Origin of the sequence: Paraburkholderia sp. UCT2 (assembly GCF_014397665.1) — a bacterium.
Taxonomy (GTDB): Bacteria; Pseudomonadota; Gammaproteobacteria; order Burkholderiales; family Burkholderiaceae; genus Paraburkholderia; species Paraburkholderia tuberum.
Genome location: NZ_VZQO01000014.1, coordinates 60,616 through 81,573 on the forward strand (window position 1 = coordinate 60,616; position 20,958 = coordinate 81,573).

Genomic DNA, 20,958 nt, shown 5'->3' on the forward strand with positions numbered 1-20,958 from the left:
GGCGACAGCTTCAACTCGTACGGGATCGTATGTTGGCTGAGCACGAACGTCCGTTCTGGCATTTCGCGATCGTCTCTTCAGGGTCGGTAGCCGTCTCTCTCCCCGGAATTCCGCGAAGAGCCCAAAAAAGCGCGCCAGTCATGGCGCGCACAAGGGGCTGATGAGGTATCCAGCCCACCGGTCACTGCGCGCAAGGGGAATTGCTGGCAGCGACCGGGGCAATGCTAGGCGTGTATGCCGAGCGCAGACCTCAGACAACTCCGAAATGCCGAGGCGCGTACGATGGTCGTGAACTATCCGCACCTGGCGACGCGCCTTTTTAATGTGCCGCTCGCCATTGCGCCGGGCAAGATCGAAATCATCATGGCCGCGCTCGCGGACCGGTTTGGTCTCGCGCGGCTGTTCCGCCCGAACGGTGAACTGCGCGCATTCGATGCCGGGCTTGAAGCGGGCGAGCCTGCGGACGAGCGTGCCTATGAGGTCGTCCAGGGTATCGCGGTCATTCCGGTGCAGGGAACGCTGGTGCAGAAGCTCGGCACGCTGCATCCGTACTCGGGCATGACCGGTTATGACGGCATCCGCGCGAACCTCGCGACGGCGCTGGCCGATGACTCTGTGCGTGCAATCGTGCTCGATATCGACAGCCCCGGCGGCGAGGTCGCCGGGTGTTTCGATCTGACCGACGCAATTTACGGTGCGCGGGGCATCAAGCCGCTGTACGCGATCCTCACCGAGTGCGCGTTTTCCGCCGCGTATGCGCTCGCTTCGGCCTGTGATCGGGTGATCGTGCCGCGCACGGGCGGAACCGGTAGCGTCGGCGTGATCGTCGCGCATGTTGATTTTTCGAAAGCACTCACCGATGCGGGCCTGAGGGTCACGCTCATTACCTATGGCGAGCGCAAGGCAGACGGCAGCGAATATCGGCCACTCTCTGACGAAGCTTATGTACGTATCAAGGCAGACGTGGACAGCGTAGGCGAACTGTTCGTGGCGACGGTCGCACGCAATCGCGGGCTGACCGTAGCGCAGGTGCGCGACACGCAGGCCGCAACCTTCCTCGGGGCGGCGAGCGTTGATACCGGTTTTGCCGATGCCGTCATGTCGCCCGATGCGGCGTTTCTTGCGCTACTCGATTCGCTCGCGCTGTGATCCGTGCCGCAGTAACCACCAGGAATACAAAGGAATGTGCAGGAGGTCTTCAAAATGGGATTCTCTCTTTCAGCCATGACCCGTGCGCTGCCGTTCGCGCATCTTGCGCGCGCGGGGACGCGTACGCGCGCTGAGGACGATTCACCGCTTGTCGAGAATGACGAACGCGAGCCGCCCGCCGAGCGCGACCGCGAGGATGGCGCACACAACGATGCGCGCACACGGCGCGCACAGGACGACGAGCCGCGCAACGGCGACGATGCACAGGACGACGACAACGAAGAACAAGACGAGGACGAGGACAACGACGAAGGCGATGACGATGACGTCCAGCTCGGGGACGACGACAGCCGCGACGACTCCGACAACGCCGATGAACGGGACAGCCGGCGCGGCAAGGCCAGACGTGGCCGCGCGCAGGACGATGACGACGCGGAAATGCACGGCAGTTCCGTCGAGGCGCGCGCGCGCCGCCGCGAGCAGGCGCGCTGCGCCGCGATCTTTTCATGTCACGCGGCCGCGCGCAATCCGGTACTGGCCGCCAATCTCGCGTTCAGAACACGCCTCGCACGCGGTGCCGCGCTCGCGGTACTCGAAAGCACACCCGCCGCGCCGACCGCCAATAGCGGACGCGTCGAGCGCAATCCGCGCGTCGGCCCGGGAGGTACACCGGGCATGAACTCACGTCAGGCCATCGCGTCGGCATGGGACCACGCATTCGCGAAGGTGAATGCGCGCAAACGCTAGTGCGCGTGCCGGTTTTTCATCCGTTCCATTACAGGGGATCACGATCATGGGCGCTCCTACTGTCCCGCCGCTCTTTGAGAACTGGCATGACGGCGGCTTTCTCGTCTCCGAAGCGAACGGCCACCGCTCGCGCGACGGCATCGTCCTGACGGGCGGTGTGTATGTCATGGCCGGGACCATTCTCAGTCGCCTTGCCTTGCCTCCGCCACCCCCGCCAGGCAGTGACGCAAGGGGCGACGCGGGGGCCGCGTCGGTCGTCGCAGGCACGCCGGAGCGCGAGAACACCGGCGACGGTGTCCTGCGGATCACCGATCCGCCGCGTGCCAGCTCGTCGCCGTATGGCCGCTACGTCTGCACCTTCACGAGCCGCAACACGTTCGACGTGAGCGGACCCGATGAACTGGGCGCGACTGCGCAGCAGACCGGAGCGCCGGTCGTCGTCGGCAGCCTGAGCTTCGTCATCGAACAGGGCGCAAAGCGCTTCGCTGCGGGCGATACCTTCGCGATCACGTTCACTGCTGCCGATCCGTCCGATATCGGCACGCCCGGTATCTGGATGCCCTGGAATCCCGCCGCGACTGATGGCTCCGAAGTCGTGGCGGGTCTGCTGTTCGGCTCGCGCGATACGACGCGGATGGATCGCGCCGCCGTCGCGATCGTGCGCGACGCAGAAGTGAACGCATCGGAGCTTGTCTGGCCGTCGGACGTGACGCCGTACCAGATGCAGATCGCGGGCGACCAGTTGCGCGCCGCAGGCATCCTGCTGCGCTAGTACCCCTTTCCTTCCTCGCAAGGCCGCACGGACTCTGGTCCGGGGCGGTCTTTTCTTTTGGGGAGCCGTCATCATGGCTGGCGAAATTCTCGATGTATTCCATCAGGACCCGTTCACGGCAATTGCGCTCTCGGACGCCGTTCAGCGCAACCCGTACCAGCCTGTCGGCCTCGGCGAACTGGGCGTATTCGATCCCAACCCGATCCGCACGAAAGCGCTGGCAGTCGAGGAACGCACCGGCAAGCTGATCCTGATCCCGTTCTCCCAGCGCGGCGAGGAAGGCACGCAGCGCACGACCGAACGTCGCAAGATGCGCTATTTCGACGTGCCGCGCCTGATGCACTCGGATACGGTGTACGCCGAGGAAGTACAGGGCATCCGCGAGTTCGGTACGGAATCCGTACTGATGCAGGTCGAGGCCGAAGTTGCGCGGCGACTGTCAGGGCCAACCGGGCTGCTCGCGAGCGTCGAGTACACGAAGGAATTCCTGAGGCTCGCCGCGTTGCAGGGTCTGGTGCTCGATCCGAAGGACGGCAGCGTGCTTTACAACTGGTTCGATGAATTCCAGATTCCGCAGGCCGCCGAAACGCCGTTCGACCTGGGCGCGACTGAGGCAGGCAAGGCGAACACACCGTTGCGGCCGATCTGCAACGCGATCATCCGTACGATGGCGCGCAAGTCGCAGGGCGCATTCACGCCGACCACGCGCGTCTACGCGATGTGCGGCGATGCTTTCTATGATGCGTTCGTCAATCACCCGGACGTGATCCGTACGTTCGTGAACTGGTCCGACGCGCGGGCACTGCGCGACAACTCGCAGGGCGCCGCGTTCGATGCGTTCGTGTTCTCCGGCATTACGTGGTTCAACTATCGCGGCTCGGACGACAACGTGACCATCAAGGTTCCTGATGACGTGGTGAAGTTCTTCCCGGTCGGCGCGCCCGGTGTATTCCGGGAAGCGATGGCGCCGGGCGAAACCGTCGATTGGGTCAATACACCGGGACGGCCCGTGTATGTACTGCCGATCTTCGATGTGCTGCGGCGCATGTGGTGGAAGATGGAAGCGTATGCGTACCCGCTGTACGTTTGCACGCGGCCCGAAGTACTGCTGTCCGGTCGCATGTTCGAAGCGACCACGGCAGGCGCTACGCGCATCACAGAACCATCCGCGACGGCTGTACAACCGGCAGGCGCACCCAGCGCCGCGCCAATCGCCTGAGCGGTCCCCACCATGATTGACTGGGATAGCGTGGTGCTTGCGCCCGTCGAGGGCATCTTCGGTCAGCCGGCGACGCTCTACTCGGGAAGCGGTAACGCGCATGCGCTTAACGGCGTGTTTGACGAAGCCTTTACGAACGTGGATGTGGTCGACGGCGTACCCGTCACCACGACACGCCCATGCTACGGCTTTCGCGTGGCAACACTTCCCGTTACTGCACACCAGGGCGACACGCTGTTCATTCCGGCCGCGCCCGGTGCGCCGCTCAGTGACACGACCTATGTCGTCCGCGAAGTCCGTACGGATGGACATGGGTGGTGTTTCCTGCTGCTCAATCTCGCGACCTGACCAGTTTTCCTCGCCCCAGCCGTGGACCGCGCACGTATCCGCCCTTTGCCGATGCTCGGGCGTCGTCAGGTGCGTCTCGCCGCGCTTGGCGCACTGCAGCGCGCAGCGCTTCGAGTCGCCGGCCGGCCGGTCCTGATCCGCTCGCCGGGCGACTGGGCCGCGCCGTCTGACGTGCTGCCTGCGGTCATCGTGCGTACGGCGCACGAATCGAAATCCTCATTCAATCGCGGCATGCCGCAGTTCACCACGACATGCAGCCTCGAAGTCAAGGCGATGGTCGAGGCGGCGACGGGCGAAGCCGCACAGGACGCCATTGAATCGCTCTGGTACGCCGTCGAAAACGCGCTACTGCTCGACTGGTCGCTTGTACGCATGCTGCAGCAGTTCGTGAGCGTTGAAAGCGTGCTCGATATTCGCGCGGACGGCGCGCGCCACCTCGCCGGTATCGCGGCGTCGTTCCGCTGCGAGTTTCCCGAAATGTACGACCCCACGGTTGAGCAGCCGCAGCCCGCGCCGTGGCCGCTCGATCCGCCTGCGCCCGCACCGCTCGAAAGCGTGGGCCTGCACGCGGACCTCACCAATCGCGCCGACCCGACCGGTACGTATCCCGCGCCGCCGTTCCCGCAGGCGGTCGTCCCCGCGCCGCGTACGCACGGCCCTGATGGACGCGACGAGGGCCGGCTTGACGTTCCGTTAAAGGGGAACTGACATGCACATCAGGCCAGCAACCGGGGTGCGGGTGCGCGATCCCGACCTGCGAGACTTCCTGCCCAATGCGGGGCGCGTCGTACCCGATTCGGTGTACTGGCGTCGCCGTCTGCGCGATGGCGACGTGGTGCCGGTCGCGGATCAGCCGCCCACCATACCGGACACGCCAGAGGACCCCGACGCGACGCGGCGCGCATCACACCGCACGCGCGAACCCAAAGCCACCGACCCGACGTAACACGCGCTTTCTGCGCCGCTGCTGCCGCTGCCCGCGCTTGCCGCGCCCATCCTTCAAGACCATCGCGCGAGCCCCACCACGGCCCGCCCGGGCCGTCCTGCGTCCGTTTCCGTCTCCGGTTCGCGCCCACCTTCCCGGGAGGTTGCTCCAATGATTCCCTTTACCAACCTGCCTGAGAACATCCGCGTGCCGCTGTTCTACGCGGAGCTCGACGCGTCACAGGCGAACAGCGCCCAGCTCAACCAGCGCACGCTGATTATCGGGCAGATGACCGACGCAGGTACTGGCGAGCCGGGCACGCCGGTTATCAGCGCGGGCGTGGGCGACGCGCGCGCACGGTGGGGCAGCAATTCGATGCTCGCCGCGATGACGGCCGCCTATCGCGCGGCCGATTCCTTCGGCGAAGTGTGGTATCTGCCGCTCGAGGATGCGACCGGTGCGGTCGCTGCTGCCGGCACGATCACGCTCGGTATTGAGGGCGACGGGGGCGCGTCGGGCGCCATCTCGCTTTATATCGCCGGTCGGCGCTACCAGTTGCCGGTGCAGGCCATGCAGAGCGCGGCCGACATCGCGGAAGCGCTCGCCACACTCGTTGCTGCAGATGCGTTCGGGCTGGTGAGCGCATCGGCTCAGGACAACCTAGTCACGCTGACCGCCATCAATGCGGGCATGGTGGGCAATGAAATTGACGTGCGCCTGAATTACGGCGGCTCACGCGCAGGCGAAGCGACGCCGCTCAATCTGGACATAGCCATCACGCCGATGGCGGGCGGCGCGATCAATCCGACCGACACGCTACAGGCCGCGCTCGATAACTGTGGCGACATGCCATTCGACTTCATCGTCTGCCCCTATACCGATAGCGTCAGCCTTGATGCACTGCATACCTTCCTGAATGACCAGACCGGGCGCTGGTCGTGGGCCCAGCAGATTTACGGACACGCGTTCGCAGCTTACCGGGGGACGCTCGCGGCGTGTACGACCTTCGGCGCGGGCCGCAACAATCAGCATGAATCGGTGCTTGGGTTCCATGATTCGCCCACACCCGCATGGATCATCGCCGCGCAGCTTGCCGGCTCGGTCGCGCCCGCGCTGCGCAACGATCCGGGGCGCCCGGTCCAGACGCTACCGATTCACGGCATGCTCGCGCCGCCGGTTGCCTCGCGCTTCCTGCTCACCGAGCGCAACACGCTGCTCTATGACGGTATCAGCACGTTCAATGTGGGCGATGACGGCACCTGCTACGCCGAGAACATCACGACGACCTACCAGAAGAATCCGTGGGGCGATCCCGATGACAGTTACCTCGAAGTCGAAACGATGTTTCTGCTGATGTACGTGCTGCGTGCGCTGCGCTCGATGGTCACATCGAAGTATTCACGCATGAAGCTCGCCGCGGACGGCACGCGCTTCGCATCCGGTAGCGCCATCGTCACACCGCTGCTGATACGTGCGGACGTGATCGCCAGGTATCAGGAACTCGAATTCGATGGCTACGTGCAGAACAGCGCACTGTTCGCCCGGCAACTGATTGTCGAGCAGAACGCGAATAACCCGAATCGCGTTGACTGTCTGTGGCCCGGAACGCTGATCGACCAGCTACGGATTTTTGCCCTGCTCGCGCAATTCAGGCTCAGCTAGTCATTCCGAACCGCAGCACTGAACCGCACCAAGCCGCCCCGGTGAACCGCCCCGGCGGCTTTTTCATTTCTGGAGCCCGCCATGTCTGATGACACAAACCGCCTGGCCGGTGTCGCGTGGATATCGATGGACGGCCAGAACTACATGCTGTCCGGCGAACTGGCGTATTCGCCCGCCGACTACGAACGTGAGTCAATGGTCGGACAGGACCGCGTACACGGCTATGCGGAGAAGCCGCGCGCGCCGTTCATTTCCGCGACGCTGCGCGATGCAGGCACGCTGACGGTGAAGGACTTCAACGCCATGACCAACGTCACGGTCACGCTCGAACTGGCGAACGGCAAGACGGTCGTCGGCCGCAACATGTGGAGCACCGAGGCGCAGGAAGTCAGAACCCCGGAAGCGACGTTTGAAATCCGCTTCGAGGGCTTCTCGGGCAGCGTCACGGAGCAATAAGCGAACAGTAAGGAGCGCGCCATGTACGAGGTCATTACGCTACTGAGCCCCATCGACGGGCTGACCGAGATTACGCTGCGCGAACCTACCGTAGATGAAATCGCGAAGGTCAACGACGACGCAGCGAAGTTCGGCAACGTGCGCGCAATGAAGAACCTGATTGCGACGATGGCGAAGATCGACGTTACGACCGTGGGCCGCATGGGTGCGCGCGACTTCAACGCGTGCAACAAATACCTCTCCGGTTTTTTCGAGTAGTGCCCGCGAACGTGCGCGATATCGTGGCTGATGTAACGCACTTCTATGGATGGGGACCGCGCGACGCGGGCGCGCTGACGTGGGCTGAACTCGCGCAATGGCTCGCGCAGGCGCGACGCATCCAGCATGTTGCGCAGCAGGCCGCAGAGAAACGCCGCCAGGGGTAAGGCGATGGCAGCGCAGGCAATCCAGTTCACCATCTCGACCGTTGACAAGGCGACGAGGACAATCAACCGGATCAACGATTCAGTGTCGCGCATGACGCGCCCATACCAGAACCTCGCGCGCAGCGTGCAACGGTTCTCGAAGGCGTCGGGGCTGACTGAAGTTGGCAAGCGGCTGGAAGCTGTCGCGCAGAAGGCAGGCAAGGCGGCGGCGAGTGTGACGCGCATCGGTGCGCCGCTGCTCGCGCTGGTCGGTGGCGGTACGCTCGCGGGTCTGGCTGACCTCGTTGTGCAGTGGGAGCGCATGGGCGCGGAAACGGAACGCACCGCGCGACTGCTCGGCATCACGGCGGGCGAACTCACGCAGATGCGCAGCGCGGCGACGCTGATGGGCGTGTCTGCCGATACGATGACCTCGGGCTTTCGTGGCTTCGCAGACACGTTGCAGGATGCACGCTGGGGACGCAATCAGGCCGCGTTCGCGACGATCCAGGCGCTCGGCATTGCGTTGCGCACAACGAAGACCGGCGCAACCGATACGCAGGCCGCGCTCCATGAGCTCGCGGATCGTATCCAGAGAATCCAGCACGCGGACCCGGCTGCGGCACGCAATCTGGCGCGCTCGCTCGGCGTCGAGCAGCTTCTGCCGGTCCTCGTTCGCGGTCGCCGGGGCATGCAGGCGTATGAGGCCGAAGCGCGGCGGCTACGCGGTGACTTTACCCCGCAGATGGCCGCGCGTGCGCAGGCGTTCGCCCTGTCGCTCGACCGGATGCGTACGGCAGCCGATGGGCTCAAAGCATCGATTGCAGACAGTCTCGCGCCGGTACTTGGCCCAATGATCGACCGCTTTACAGAATGGATTGCGAAGAACCGCGAACTGGTTGCGCAGCGTATCGCGGAACTTGCGCAACGGCTTGCACGCTGGCTCGCCTCGGTCGATTGGAACAGGTTTGCGCAGGGCGTCACGGAGGCTGTGACCGGCCTGATCGGCTTCGCTTCGTGGGTCGGTGACGCGGTGGAGGCCATTGGCGGCTGGAAGGTCGCCGCCGCAGCGCTGGCCCTGTACATGACGGGCGGATTCATTGCGTCGATTGCTTCGGCTTTCGGCAGCATTGCAATGCTCGCGGTCAGGGGCTTCATGCTCGCGCGCGCATTGACCGGCATCGGTGCAGCGGCAGGCATGGCAGCCGAGGCGATGACGGGTGCGGGGGCAGCAGCGGGCGGCGGCCTGCTCGCACGCCTGGCGGGCCGGCTGCTGCGCTTCGTCAATCCTGCGACCGTTGGCGCGTATCTGGGTCTGCATAGCGAACACCTCAACACAGGCGAGGATGAACAACTGAAGCGCATCCGGGCGGCCGAAGCGGCAACGGGTGGCGTGTGGCCCGGTTCGGCAAACGTCCAGCGTGCGGAGACCGCACCCGGCGCAGCGGGCGCAACCGGCGAAATGGGGGCGCCACTCAATCCTGCTGTCGCGCAGTGGGCACAGAAACTCAATTTCGCCGGAACCGAAGCGCGCTATGGTCTGCCTGTCGGACTGCTTTCGGCCATCGCGCAGAAGGAATCGCGCGGTAACCCGGTGGCGGTGAGTCCTGCCGGCGCGCGCGGACTGTTCCAGTTCATGCCCGCGACGGCGCGCGAATACGGGATCGACGCGTTCAATCCAGCGCAGGCCGCCGACGCCGCGGCGCGCAAGATGTCCGGCCTGCTCGCGCGCTACAAGGGCAATCTGACCTACGCGCTATCAGCCTATAACTGGGGCGAAGGCAATCTGGACCGCAAGGGACTCGCCAACGCCCCGGCCGAAACGCGCAACTACGCGCCGGGCGTCCTCGCGCACATGCCGTCGCTCGATCCGGGCATGGACGTGGCTTCGCTCAGTGCCCCCGGCGCGGCGGCGGGCATGCAGAGCGCGCCCGCACCGGTCGTCCACGTTGACAACCACGTCCACGTCGCGCGCGACGGCAGCGTGACTGTGAAGACGCGCACGCCTGCGGGTCTGAAGATCGCCCGACCGATGGAAGCGCTCGGCTAGGTAGATGGCTGTGGCCGAGTATCCGTTCTTCAGCGCGTTGCAGGCCGCCTCATGGCGGGGCGTGCCGTTCGGTGTGACAGGTTCGACGCTGAAGGTTGGCCGTCGCAACGTCACGCACGAATATCCGTACCGCGACGAAGTATGGGTCGAGGACCTCGGACGCGCAGGACGGCGCATCAGCCTGAGCGGTTTTCTGCTTCAGGATGCCGCCTATCTGGGTAGCCCTGGCGGCGGCGACGTCATCGCGCAGCGCGCGGCGATGATCCGCGCATGCGAGCAGCCGGGCGACAGTGACAGCGCCGATGGCGAACTGGTGCATCCGTCGCTTGGGCGGCTGAATGTCGCGCTGATCGAGTTCGAGTGCGAGGAACGTTCGGAGCGTGGCCGGTATTTTGAACTGCGATTCTCGTTCATCGAGTCGGGCGCACAGCAGTTCCCGACGCTCGCGATTGCGACGCAGGCGCAGACCGGCCTGTCAGCCGTCGCCGCATTCGCGGCAGTGGCGCAGGACTTCTTCAGCACGGTTTCCGCCGTGCTGTCGTCGCCGGCCGTGGTGGGCGAGATCGAACGCACCGCGCAGAACTTCGTCGTGGAGGCGCAGGCGATCACGCAGCGCGCAACGAGCCTGGTTGCGATGGTGGCGACGCTCAAAGGCCGGTACGGCCGGTTCGTGGGCCAGTTCACCGCCGCTGTGCGGCAACCGGCAACGACGATACAGGACCTGATCGGCGCGGGTGCCCAGGCGCGCACCGCCGTAAGCGTCGCGGGGAACGCGCTGGGGAGCGCTGCGGCCGTCTCGGACTGGCCCGGCATGTCTGACGCTACACGGGCGCTGGTGGGAGCCGTGCAGAATGCGAATCCCGATCCGCATCAGGCCGTGCAATCGCTTGCCGCGCTTCAGGGGTCTGTCAGTCCGCAGCAGCGCGCGACCGCCGCGCTCGCCGCGGCGAACACAATAACGACGCTGCTGTATCGGCGTAGTGCCGTGATTGCGCTCGCACAGAGTACGACCGGTTACGCGCTCGCCTCGCTCGAAGACGCCGAAGCGTTGCGCTCGACGGTATGCGATGCGCTCGATAATGAAATCACGACAGCGGGGGATAGCGTCGACGACGCAACCTTTACCGCGCTGCGTGCGCTTGAGGTTGCGGTCGTGCAGGACCTGACTACGCGAGGCGCGTCACTGGCGACGATGCAGACGGTCACGACACCGGAATCCATGCCGCTGCTCGTACTGGCGCAACGGCTCTATCAGGACGTGACGCGCTACGATGCATTGCTACAGCAGGCCGCACCGGTTCATCCTGCCTTCGCCCCAACCGTCTTTAGCGCTTCATTAATCTAGCCGGGCTGGGTGTCGTTTGACGGCCTGTGGTGATCGACTGTCATCGACCCGTTACAGACATTGTTCCCCTCAGTCTGATCGCTGAAAAGGGGTCATTCAAATTAACCAGATTGCCTGTCAACTCAGTCGTTGCGCGCGTGCTTAGACCGCCGTGAGACGGCCGTTCCGCCCCGCCCTTTGCGGACCCGCCTCACCCGGCGACCAACGCCCTAAGGATCTCGCGCACCCAGCGATGGCCGGTGTGTCCGTGACTGCGCTCATGCCACAGCATGCCCACCTCGAAGCCCGGAACGGAAATCGGGCATTCTACGATCCACAATGCATCGGTGTGATCGCGCACAAGCCGTTGCGGCACTAGAGCGACGAGGTCGGAGCGGGACACGATATCCAGCACAAACAGGAAGGAGGCCGCGGACAGCACCACGTTGCGCCGAAGGCCTAGGGCCGCCAACGCGTCGTCCACGGGCGTGACGAAGTCGCCGCCGCGTAGCGACACGATGACATGCTCAAGCTGCGCGAACTGCAAAACCGTGAGCTTTCGTCGCAGCTTGGGATGGTCGCGGCGGCCTATCATCACGTAGCGTTCGTTAAACAGGTGGCGGCTGCGCAGGCCGGTCGGGGCGTCACTGGGCGTCATAAACGCGAGGTCGACCTCGCCGTGAGCCATTTGCGTTGGCAGTTGCGGAACGTCCAGCATACGCAACGCTATCCGCACACCAGGCGCCTGTTGTCGAAGCTCCAGGAGTAGCGGCTGCACAAGCGCAGCCTGTAGATAGTCGGTGCAGGCGATAGCCATAGTTAGTTGCGCCCGCGCGGGATCGAAATGGCCATGCTGGATCACCGTGGCACGCAATTGATCAAGCGCATTGCACAAGGGCGCCAGCAGTTCGTCGGCTTTCGCCGTGGGAGTCATGCCGCGTTGCGCCGGGATCAGCAACGGGTCACCAAACAGGTCGCGCAAGCGTGCGAGCTGCGCACTTACCGCTGGTTGGCTAAGGTGTAGGCGGCGGGCAGCGCGCGTCACGTTTTGCTCTGCGAGCAAGGCTTCGAGGGTGACCAACAGGTTCAGGTCTATGCGTTTGGTATCCATGGCATGGATAGTAGAGCAAGAGATTGACGATTTCACTCTATAGCATTTTTTGTCCAGACTGCACATGTCGGCGCGCGTGTTGCGTGCCTGTATGGAGAGTCTCATGACGCCTTTTGCATCATTGCCCTTGATCACCGTCGCTGGCGCCTCCAGCAAGCAAGGCCGCAGCGTGGCCTGCACCCTGCTGGATAGCGGTCGCTACCGCGTGCGCGCTCTCGCACGAAGTGCAGATAGCGCACCCATGCGCGAGCTGGCCCAGCGCGGCGCCGAGATCGTCATCGCGCCGTTGGAGGCGGGTCGCCAAGCCGAGCTTGCTGCGGCTATGCGCGGCTCGTACGGTGCCTTCCTGATGACACCGCCAATAGCGCCCGTGCCGCCGCCGGGCCGCCCCGAATTGGCGCTGGGGCTCGAGTTGGCTGATGCGGCGCTCGCCGCGGGCGTGGAGCATATTGTCTGGAGCAGCCTCGAAAACGTTGAGGCTCGCACGGGGGGCACCCTGTGGGCGCCACACTTCACCGAAAAGGCCTTGGTGGAGGCATACTTGCGCACGCTGCCGCTGCGCAGCTCCTTCATCCAGCTCGCTTTTTTCTACAGCAACTTCCTTGAGTACTACGTACCACGGCCGGAAACCGACGACAGCCTCAGCTTCGCCGTCTATCTGCCGCCAGATACGCCCGTGCCATTTGTCGATCCGCTGACCGCAACCGGTCCCGCGGTTCTGGCGCAATTTGACGAGCCGGAGTCTTATTCCGGCCAAACCCTGCCGGTGATCGGTGAGGTCCTGACCGCGCGCGAGATTGTGGACACCTTCGTCCGCGTAACAGGCCGGCGTGCGCACTACGCCTCAGCGTATACGCGCGAGGAATTACTACGTCACTTTCCCGCGTTCGGTGCCGATGAGTGGCTGGTGCGCGAACTTGTGGGAATGGTTACCTATGCGGTCGAATACGGATACTACGCGCCAGAACGAGACTTGACGTGGAGCCGGCGAAACGATCCCGACGCACTGACATGGGAAGGTTTTCTGCGGCGCAGTGGTTGGCGTGGAGAACTCACCAGCTTCCGGGTTGCAACGGGTTTATAGACGATTACGCACGCGGTCGACTAAAAGGCCGTCTGGCTCGGAGGGCTTATCAACATACGCCCTTCCGAGGTAAAGCTCGACCAGTATTTCTTATCGCAAAAAATGCTCCACGGCTCCGGCGGCGAAATGGGCCGCGGTGCAGGAAGTTGACATCTGGCCGGCGTCCTTCCGGGTTCCTGTAAAGCGAGCAGGAACCCCGAAAGCGGTCAACTATGACCGACCGCTGTTGGCCGGTAGGCGGCAGTCGCGTCCAGTGCTGATGGCGGACTGAACACGCAGCCGTGGCAGCGTCGAATACTATCGTTGCCCTCATGAGCGATGACGTTTCCCTGACCATCAGCGGTTCGACCGTCGCGGGCTGGAAAAGCGTACGCATTACGCGCGGCATGGAGCGTATCCCGGCCGACTTCGATATCTCGATGACAGAGCGCTTTCCGAACACGACAACGGTCGTGGTCATGGAAGGTGACCCCTGCGTCGTGAAGATCGGCGCGGATGCGGTCATTACCGGCTACGTTGACCGGGTGACGGAAGCCGTCAGTGCGACAACGCATACGTTGTCAGTATCGGGACGCGGCAAGTGCGAAGACTTCGTCGACTGCGCCGCGCAGTTCGATTCGTTCCAGTTTGTGAACATGGCTACCGCCGACATAGCCGCAGCACTTTGCAAACCGTTCGGCATTGCGGTCAAGGCACTATCACCGGGCATCGTCCATGCGCAGGTCTGTCTGAACGTTGGCGAATCGGCCTATCAGGTTATCGACCGTCTATGCAAGCTCGCGCAAGTACTGTGTTATGAGGACGCGGACGGCGATCTGGTCATCGGCCCGCTATCGGTCGTAGAAGCCGCAGGCGGCTTCGCGATGGGCATCAATGTCGAGCAGGCTGGCTATACGCGTGACATCTCGCAGCGCTTCAGCGAGTACCGCGTCTATCTGGTCGGCACCGGGATTTTTACAGATGCCGGTCAGCAACCGCTCGCGGAATACATCGTGGCCGATGACACGATGCCGCGTTTCCGGCCCAAGGCGCTCATCGCGCAGAACGGAGACGCGGGCGCGGAGGTCTCGAACGCGCACGCTTTATGGGAATGCAACCGGCGCATCGGACGCGGCAACGTGGTCGCCATCACGGCCACGTCATGGCGCGATAGCGACGGCGCGCTCTACGCGCCGAACACGCTGGCTGCGCTCTCGCTGCCGCAACTGAAGGTCATCGACGGCGCGAAGTGGACCATTGGTGAAGTGACCTACCGGCGCGACCTGAGCGGGACCGGTTGTGAACTTACGCTAATGCCCCCGGAAGCGTTCAGGCCCGAACCGATTCTGGATCTGTCGTTGCCTGCCGATGCCGCCGCCGCGCTTGTACGAGGATAAGGCGTATCGCAGGCGTCGGTCGTTACAGGTTACTACTCACGTTACTCCGCGTTAGGGCTGCCGCCATTTCGGGAAACGCAAAGTGACGTAGGCTTGGGTTCTGCAAGCGCAATTCATCAATCATCGCGGTCAGAGTGCGTTCCTTCCTGTCTGCTCCGACAATCCGGTTGAATCTCTCCACAGAGGAATCGTTTGTAGGTTGGCCGGGACGATCTTTAAGAAATTGAAGCGTCCGGCGTAGCGGCGCTCCGGGTACCGTGCGCCACGCCATGCACAGCAAGTGGATTGCATCATAAAGTTCTGCGTTCAGCGGACACATCAGTTTTCTCGGGTCTGAAACGTCGGTTTTCGGCCTGCCGTTGCCATTCCCACCAATACCAATGCCGCCCCCCCGGTCGCCTCCCCCCAACGCCGCTAAGGGGTTGAACAGATGCAATTTTGGATGATCTATCAATTCAAGAAGTCGCTCCGCGCAGTGGTAGCCGACCACGAACGTTTCTACCTCGCCGCCAGATTTAGGCGTCGCTTCAAAGTGGTAGTAGCGATTGGTGACTTTTCCACAACAGCCCTTGAGCATCTGACCTTCAAGCAACTTTATCTGCGCGACGGGAACGAGATCGTACCCGTTGACGATTCGCTGTTTGTTTTCCTCACCAAGACAACTTCCTGTTGGCATTCCGAATCCTCCTGTTGAACCGGAAAATCATAGCTGTGAAAGCGCCGAAACCGCCTGTCTCCAAATTGTTTTCTGTCGGCGTCCTCTTGGTTTGATGCGAATGGCATAGATAGCCAATGGACTCGCTTTTCTGGAGCATCGTTCGCGCCATCGGACGAGGGCGCCTCACGCGCGTGGATGATGGCGGCGTGGTCCAGCTTGTGCAGATGCAGCTATCGGCGAGCGAGACGCGCGACAGCACGCCGCGTCTCGCGGAATACGGGTTCCAGTCGAACCCTCCAGCGGGTAGCGATGCGCTCGCGGTGTTTCTCGGTGGCGACCGCACGAACGGCGTGGTGATTGCATGCGGCAACCAGCAATACCGCTTCCGCAATCTCGCACCGGGCGAGGTGTGCATCAGTGACGACAAGGGGCAATCGGTCTATCTGTCCGCTGCCGGTATCGTCGTCAACGGCGGCGGGCAACCTGTCATGATCACCAACACCCCGCAGATCACGGCCGATTCACCGCTATTGCACTGCACCGGAGACATTGTGGGCGACGGCAATATCACCTGTGCGGGCGACATGCGCGACAACAGCGCGACCAACCCGCACACCGCTGCCGCTTCGCGCGCCGTCTACAACTCGCATCATCATCCGGTGCCGGACGTGCAGCGCGGCGGCGACACCGCAACCAGCGACATACCGCAGCCGCAACTCTGATTTCCGCGCCGTGGGCGATATCTCAACCGTCTGGAATGTACCGGACATGCGCGGCGACTGGATGCTTGCGGGCGCGTCCCTGCGATCCGGCAACGACCTGCAGACCGCCGTGCTTATCAGCCTCTTCAGTGACCGGCTGGCATTGCCGAGCGACGAAACACCGGACGGCGACTGGCGCGGCTGGTGGGGCGACAGCGCCGACTGCCCGATTGGCTCGCGTCTGTGGCTGCTCTCGCGGGTCAAGGGACCGCGCGACGTGGCGCAGCGCGCTGGCGACTACGCGAGCGAGGCGCTGCAATGGATGCTTGATGACGGCGTGGTGGCGCGCTTCGACATTACGCCGCAGTGGGTCACGCCCAACCGGCTCGACCTGGCGATTGTCGCGAGCCGCCGCGACGGCACGCGCGTCGCGATGAGCTTCCCCAGGGTGTGGACGGGAACCTAGCCCCGACCGATAGTCCCTTTCTTAAGGCGCATGCCTTTCTCACGACCGACGCTGACGGCCCTGCGCAATCAGGTTGCGCAGGAACTGAATGCGAACCTGCCGGGTGCCGATGCCCTGTTGCGCTTCTCGAATCTGCGCGTGCTTGGCGACATTCAGGCCGGGCTCGCGCACATGCAGTACGGGTATCTCGACTGGATTGCATTGCAGGCTACGCCGTTCACGGCGACCGATGAATTCCTCGAGGCGTGGGGCGCGCTCAGGGGTGTATTGCGCAAGAGCGCGTCGCAGTCCTCGGGTCTTGTCACGTTCACCGGGACCGAAGGCATACCGGTCAATACGGGAACGGGACTCAAGCGCAGCGACGGACTGCCCTACACGGTCACTGCGGCGGCTGCCGTCGAAGCCGGTAAGGTCACGGTGGCCGCGACCGCGAATCCGGACCCGGCAGGACTGGCAGGGCTGAACGGCGATTGCGCGGCCGGGACGCAATTCACGCTCGCCAGCGCGATTCCGGGTATCGATTCGACCGGCGTTGCCGCAACGGCATTCAGGGGCGGCGCGGACATTGAATCGAACGATGCCTACCGTGCGCGTGTCCTGTTCGTCTACCAGAACCCGCCGCAGGGTGGCGCGGCGAGCGACTATGTCGCATGGGCGCTTGCCGTTCCGGGCGTGACGCGCGCGTGGTGTACGGGCAATGGCTACGGTGCCGGCACGGTCATCGTGTTCGTGATGCTCGATGAGGCGAACGCGCAGCATGATGGCTTCCCGCAGGGAACAGACGGTGTCGCGTCAGCCGAGACAAGAGACACGTCCGCGACTGGCGACCAGCTCACCGTGGCCAACGCGATCTATCCATTGCGGCCCGTCACCGCACTGGTATATGTCGTCGCGCCGATGCCGTATCCGGTCGATATCAGCATTCGCGGCGTTGCGCTCGACCGGCAGGACGACGCGCTCGCGGCCATAGACGCGCTGATGAAAAGCGAGGGCGAACCGGGCGGCTTCCTGATCCTCGCGCATCTGTGGTCAGCGATTGCCGCCGTATCGGGCGTCAATGATTTCCTCATTCTCTCGCCGACTGACGACGTGATGCTTCCGCCCGGTACGCTGGCCGTGCCAGGCGTCGTGACCTGGTCGTAACTGGCATGATCCCGGCGCGCTATAGCCGCACTGACTACGCCAGCGCACTGCGGCGGCTGCTACCTCGCGGGCGGGTGTGGACGCGCGAGGATAGCGGAACCCAGGCCGCCGTGCTCGATGCGCTTGCGGACACACCGACCAGAATCGACCGCGACGCGCTCACGCTGATCGCGGGCTCGTTCCCGGCAACCGCCGACGCGCTGCTACCCGAATGGAATGCGTCGCTCGCGCTGCCCGATCCGTGCTTCGGCCCGTTCGACTCGGACGACGAGAACCGGCTGCAGATCGTCGCCCGCCTGATCGGCACAGGCGGTCAGTCCGTCGCGTACTTCGTCTCGCTCGCCGCGACGCTCGGCTACACCATCACGATCACGGAATTTGCCGTTCACCACGTCATGCGGTCCGTCACGACACCGATTGCCAATACCGACTGGGCGCATGGCTGGCTGGTCGATGTCATCAGCGCGCCGCCGCCGCGATGGAACACGGTCGCGGACACCGTAGACAATCCGCTCTCCGATTGGGGCACGTCGCCGACGCTGACGATGATCGAATGTCTGCTGCGCCGCTATGCGCCTGCACAGTCGGTTGTGGCGTTCTCCCATCACTGAGAGGAAATCAACGTGGACCGCTATTGGGAAGCGAACAGCGCCGCCCAGGCGCCAGCCGTGCCCGTTGATAACGCGGGCGGCTTTCCGACAGACGGCAGTCTGCCCGCCGCGATAGCGCCGACGACGCCGGGTGCGTGGTGGTTCCATTCGATCACCGAGGAACTACGCAATGCCATCGTCGCGCTCGGCGCGTCGCCCGACCATACGAAGGTCGATCAACTCGCGCAGGCGCTGCTTGCGGCGCTCGCCCATCTCGCCGTTTCGATCAGATATGAAGACGTGATTGGGACGCCTGCACCGCTCGGATTCACGCCGGTCGAGCAAGGGGGCGGCGTGAGCCAGGGCACCAACAAGCTCCATATCGGATGGCGAACCAACGGGAGCGGGCTGGGTGTCACGGTTGACCAGACCGACGAGGGCAACGTGGTCTTCGAGGCTGAACTGCAGGGCAACGTCAGCAACCTGCAAAACAGCATCAACAACGTGAACAACGCGGTGAACGATCTGCGGGGCCAGGTGGGCGGCGCATGGACACCGGCCAACCTGCAACCGCTCAGCGGAAACGGAATCGGGTGGGTGGCGTTCATTGTCCGTGCAGGCGATAGCAGCCAGTCCGCGCCGGAAGGTACGGTCGCAGCGCTGCCGGGGCGCCCCGGAACGTGGCTCAGCAGCGGCAATGCGTCGGCTGCGAGCGACTATTGGTGCGTATGGACGAGGATCGCGTGATGGACATTGTTGCTGTCAGGAATCCCGCATGGGCCGACGCGGAACACACCGGCATTCGTTGCGAGGTCCACTTCGAGCGCTTCGACAACTTCATGCCATTCATCGCCATGCCGGACGATCCGCACGAGCACGGTCGCGACATTTTCGAGGCGTGCCTCGCGGGGGACTTTGGCGATATCGCCGACTTTGTACCGGGTGACGGGGAATGACATGGATCGCTACTGGCAGGCCAACGCGGTCGAGGATGCGCCCGAAACTCCCGCAGATAATGCGGGAGGCTTTCCGGCCAATGGCAATCCGGCGGCGGGTATTACCGGGACCGTCCCCGGCGAATGGTGGTATTACGCGATTACCGAGGAACTGCGCAACGCCATCATCGCGCTTGGTGGAACTCCGGACTTCACGCAGGTCAACCAGCTTGCGGATGTTCTCGTTGAGTCGTTCGCCACAACAGTCAGCACGATTACCCGCAGCCTTGCAACGGTTGCCACCACTGGCAGCTATGACGACCTGACGGACCAGCCTGTCATTCCGCCTGGTCAGGTCAATGCCGACTGGAACGCAGACAGTGGACTCGCCGCGATCCTTAACCGGCCTGCGATCCCTGCTGCGCAGGTCAACGCCGACTGGAACGCAGAATCAGGCGTCGCCGCGATCCTCAACAGACCGGAAATTCCGCAGCCGACACGCGGCTCGACGCTGCTCGCGGTCACCGTCTATTCCGTCGTGGCGCAAAGCGTCACGTTTTCGGCCGGGTCGCCGGTCATCAACTGTTCGCACCGTGCGCCTCTCACCGGATCGCCGTTGACGTTCGACAGTACGGGCGCGTTACCCGCCAACATCACGCGGGACACGACCTATTTCGTGGTTCAGGTATCCACCGACCAGAACACATTCCAGATCGGCAGCGTACAGGGTGGCGAAACCATATCGATGACCGATGCGGGAACGGGTACACATTCGATCGCGAATCCGCCGTGGCGCAAATCGGATCACAGTCCGGCTATGGTGGAGACCGCACTTCAGGGCGGTGGCGGCTCGGGCGGCATCGCGAGCCGGACGGCCAATGCGGGCACGGCAACGGGTGGCGGCGCGGGAGGCTATGTCTGGCTGCGCCGCTCCGGTGACAGTCTGCCAGACGAGTTGGATATCGGCATCGGTGAGGGTGGTACCGTGCCAGCTTCGGGCAACGCGGGTACTCCCGGCTATCAGACTCATCTGGGAGACCTGCGATCACCCCTTGCCGTCGCAACCGGCGGCGCAGGCGGGTCTGGCTCGGCCACTAATGCCGTCCTGCTCGGTGCGCCCGGTGGAACTGGCATCGGTGGCGACCTGAACCTGCGCGGCGAAGGGTCCCTGCCGGTTGTCAGCACGACAGCATCGAATTACACCGCAGGCGGAAAGTCGATGTTCGGCACTGCCGGGATGGGCGGTGTCTATGGTCCGTCCGGGGCGACTCCGGTTCATGACGCCACGGGTCGGGGAGCGGGCGGTGGCGGTGGAACCGGGCTGTCAGGTTCGTACTTCGCCGGCAATGGCGGTGACGGGCTGCTGGTCATGCGTGAATACGGCTGATGAGGACCACAGCGCGGACGGTAGACGCCTACCTGTCGCGCAGGAGAACTCCATCGTGCTACGCGTTGCGTTGATCCTGCTCGTTCTCGCGGTCCCGAGGCTGACGGCCTGCACCGTCATTCACATCGAAGGAAACGACAACACCGTGAGCGGCATTGAAGGTCATACGGGGACGGTGAAAGTCCCCTCGAGCCTTCGCGACAGCGCACAATCCCAATAATCGCGAATTCTCCAGCATCCGCTTATAATCGAAATGCCGTCAAAACAGCGACGGCCAGGCTTGGCAGCCTGATTGCTAAACCCGCACGCCTGCCCAGGCAGGTCGTGCGTCTGTCTCTGCACGTCCATTTCAATGGGCGGGCCGTGGCGGGGAGGCCTTCGGGCCTGCCGGTCTGGTTTAGCGCCGGTCTGCCAACCTCGTCATCGTGCCCGCTCACCACCTCCCTATGTG

General features: G+C 63.9%; 24 protein-coding genes. 22 read left to right on the forward strand and 2 right to left on the reverse strand.

Features of this window, described 5'->3' with window-relative positions; translation table 11 throughout:
* The first annotated feature begins 282 nt into the window (after positions 1 to 282).
* The 13 genes from F6X39_RS14040 (at position 283) to F6X39_RS14100 (ending at position 11,077) form a co-directional block, all read left to right on the forward strand.
* Positions 283 to 1,149 (forward strand): S49 family peptidase, encoded by an 867-nt coding sequence (locus F6X39_RS14040; RefSeq protein WP_187617037.1) that lies wholly within the window; start codon positions 283 to 285, stop codon positions 1,147 to 1,149.
* A 54-nt stretch (positions 1,150 to 1,203) separates the two neighbouring features.
* Positions 1,204 to 1,896, forward strand: coding sequence for a hypothetical protein (locus tag F6X39_RS14045; RefSeq protein ID WP_187617038.1), 693 nt, complete (start codon positions 1,204 to 1,206; stop codon positions 1,894 to 1,896).
* Between the two features lie 46 nt (positions 1,897 to 1,942).
* The gene (locus tag F6X39_RS14050) at positions 1,943 to 2,668 is read left to right on the forward strand and encodes a head decoration protein (protein ID WP_187617039.1); all 726 of its coding nucleotides are present in this window, start codon (positions 1,943 to 1,945) and stop codon (positions 2,666 to 2,668) included.
* Between the two features lie 73 nt (positions 2,669 to 2,741).
* Positions 2,742 to 3,887, forward strand: coding sequence for a major capsid protein (locus tag F6X39_RS14055; protein WP_187617040.1), 1,146 nt, complete (start codon positions 2,742 to 2,744; stop codon positions 3,885 to 3,887).
* Between the two features lie 12 nt (positions 3,888 to 3,899).
* Positions 3,900 to 4,235 carry a hypothetical protein gene (locus F6X39_RS14060; protein ID WP_187617041.1) on the forward strand — a complete coding sequence of 112 codons (336 nt, stop codon included), beginning with the start codon at positions 3,900 to 3,902 and terminating at the stop codon, positions 4,233 to 4,235.
* Between the two features lie 21 nt (positions 4,236 to 4,256).
* Positions 4,257 to 4,943, forward strand: coding sequence for a hypothetical protein (locus tag F6X39_RS14065; RefSeq protein WP_187617042.1), 687 nt, complete (start codon positions 4,257 to 4,259; stop codon positions 4,941 to 4,943).
* 1 nt (position 4,944) lies between these two features.
* Positions 4,945 to 5,181 (forward strand): DUF2635 domain-containing protein, encoded by a 237-nt coding sequence (locus tag F6X39_RS14070; RefSeq protein ID WP_187617043.1) that lies wholly within the window; start codon positions 4,945 to 4,947, stop codon positions 5,179 to 5,181.
* A gap of 150 nt (positions 5,182 to 5,331) precedes the next feature.
* On the forward strand, positions 5,332 to 6,822 hold the full coding sequence (locus F6X39_RS14075; RefSeq protein WP_187617044.1) for a phage tail sheath subtilisin-like domain-containing protein: 1,491 nt from the start codon (positions 5,332 to 5,334) through the stop codon (positions 6,820 to 6,822).
* Positions 6,823 to 6,903: 81 nt separating this feature from the next.
* A complete protein-coding gene (locus tag F6X39_RS14080) occupies positions 6,904 to 7,278 on the forward strand; it encodes a phage tail tube protein (protein WP_184064060.1) in 375 nt (124 codons plus the stop codon).
* A gap of 21 nt (positions 7,279 to 7,299) precedes the next feature.
* On the forward strand, positions 7,300 to 7,536 hold the full coding sequence (locus F6X39_RS14085; protein ID WP_187617045.1) for a phage tail assembly protein: 237 nt from the start codon (positions 7,300 to 7,302) through the stop codon (positions 7,534 to 7,536).
* 23 nt (positions 7,537 to 7,559) lie between these two features.
* Positions 7,560 to 7,703, forward strand: coding sequence for a GpE family phage tail protein (locus F6X39_RS14090; RefSeq protein ID WP_184064063.1), 144 nt, complete (start codon positions 7,560 to 7,562; stop codon positions 7,701 to 7,703).
* A 4-nt stretch (positions 7,704 to 7,707) separates the two neighbouring features.
* On the forward strand, positions 7,708 to 9,732 hold the full coding sequence (locus F6X39_RS36370) for a lytic transglycosylase domain-containing protein (protein ID WP_222945212.1): 2,025 nt from the start codon (positions 7,708 to 7,710) through the stop codon (positions 9,730 to 9,732).
* Between the two features lie 4 nt (positions 9,733 to 9,736).
* Positions 9,737 to 11,077, forward strand: coding sequence for a DNA circularization protein (locus F6X39_RS14100; RefSeq protein ID WP_187617046.1), 1,341 nt, complete (start codon positions 9,737 to 9,739; stop codon positions 11,075 to 11,077).
* Between the two features lie 190 nt (positions 11,078 to 11,267).
* On the opposite strand, the gene F6X39_RS14105 is transcribed toward F6X39_RS14100, so the two are convergent.
* Positions 11,268 to 12,167 carry a LysR family transcriptional regulator gene (locus tag F6X39_RS14105; protein ID WP_187617047.1) on the reverse strand — a complete coding sequence of 300 codons (900 nt, stop codon included), beginning with the start codon at positions 12,165 to 12,167 and terminating at the stop codon, positions 11,268 to 11,270.
* 103 nt (positions 12,168 to 12,270) lie between these two features.
* Between F6X39_RS14105 and F6X39_RS14110 the strand changes: the two genes are divergently transcribed.
* A complete protein-coding gene (locus tag F6X39_RS14110; RefSeq protein WP_222945213.1) occupies positions 12,271 to 13,251 on the forward strand; it encodes an NmrA/HSCARG family protein in 981 nt (326 codons plus the stop codon).
* Positions 13,252 to 13,562: 311 nt separating this feature from the next.
* Complete coding sequence (locus F6X39_RS14115; protein ID WP_187617048.1) at positions 13,563 to 14,627, forward strand: phage baseplate assembly protein; 1,065 nt, start codon at positions 13,563 to 13,565, stop codon at positions 14,625 to 14,627.
* Between the two features lie 22 nt (positions 14,628 to 14,649).
* On the opposite strand, the gene F6X39_RS14120 is transcribed toward F6X39_RS14115, so the two are convergent.
* The gene (locus F6X39_RS14120; RefSeq protein WP_187617049.1) at positions 14,650 to 15,303 is read right to left on the reverse strand and encodes a hypothetical protein; all 654 of its coding nucleotides are present in this window, start codon (positions 15,301 to 15,303) and stop codon (positions 14,650 to 14,652) included.
* A 116-nt stretch (positions 15,304 to 15,419) separates the two neighbouring features.
* Here F6X39_RS14120 and F6X39_RS14125 point away from each other — a divergent pair, with 116 nt between their 5' ends.
* Genes F6X39_RS14125 through F6X39_RS14155 form a run of 7 tightly spaced genes read left to right on the forward strand, consistent with a single transcriptional unit; the run spans position 15,420 to position 20,507 of the window.
* Entirely contained in the window at positions 15,420 to 16,007 is a 588-nt protein-coding gene (locus tag F6X39_RS14125) for a phage baseplate assembly protein V (protein WP_222945214.1), read from the forward strand.
* Positions 16,008 to 16,053: 46 nt separating this feature from the next.
* Complete coding sequence (locus tag F6X39_RS14130; RefSeq protein ID WP_222945215.1) at positions 16,054 to 16,452, forward strand: phage GP46 family protein; 399 nt, start codon at positions 16,054 to 16,056, stop codon at positions 16,450 to 16,452.
* Positions 16,453 to 16,482: 30 nt separating this feature from the next.
* Entirely contained in the window at positions 16,483 to 17,595 is a 1,113-nt protein-coding gene (locus F6X39_RS14135; protein WP_187617051.1) for a baseplate J/gp47 family protein, read from the forward strand.
* Positions 17,596 to 17,600: 5 nt separating this feature from the next.
* Entirely contained in the window at positions 17,601 to 18,206 is a 606-nt protein-coding gene (locus F6X39_RS14140; RefSeq protein WP_187617052.1) for a YmfQ family protein, read from the forward strand.
* Between the two features lie 12 nt (positions 18,207 to 18,218).
* Positions 18,219 to 18,932: a hypothetical protein gene (locus F6X39_RS14145; protein ID WP_187617053.1), complete on the forward strand. Its 714-nt coding sequence runs from the start codon at positions 18,219 to 18,221 to the stop codon at positions 18,930 to 18,932.
* Positions 18,914 to 19,141 carry a hypothetical protein gene (locus tag F6X39_RS14150; RefSeq protein WP_187617054.1) on the forward strand — a complete coding sequence of 76 codons (228 nt, stop codon included), beginning with the start codon at positions 18,914 to 18,916 and terminating at the stop codon, positions 19,139 to 19,141. Before F6X39_RS14145 ends, F6X39_RS14150 begins: the two co-directional genes overlap by 19 nt.
* Before the next feature lies 1 nt (position 19,142).
* Positions 19,143 to 20,507, forward strand: coding sequence for a hypothetical protein (locus tag F6X39_RS14155; RefSeq protein WP_187617055.1), 1,365 nt, complete (start codon positions 19,143 to 19,145; stop codon positions 20,505 to 20,507).
* The last annotated feature ends 451 nt before the right edge of the window (positions 20,508 to 20,958 follow it).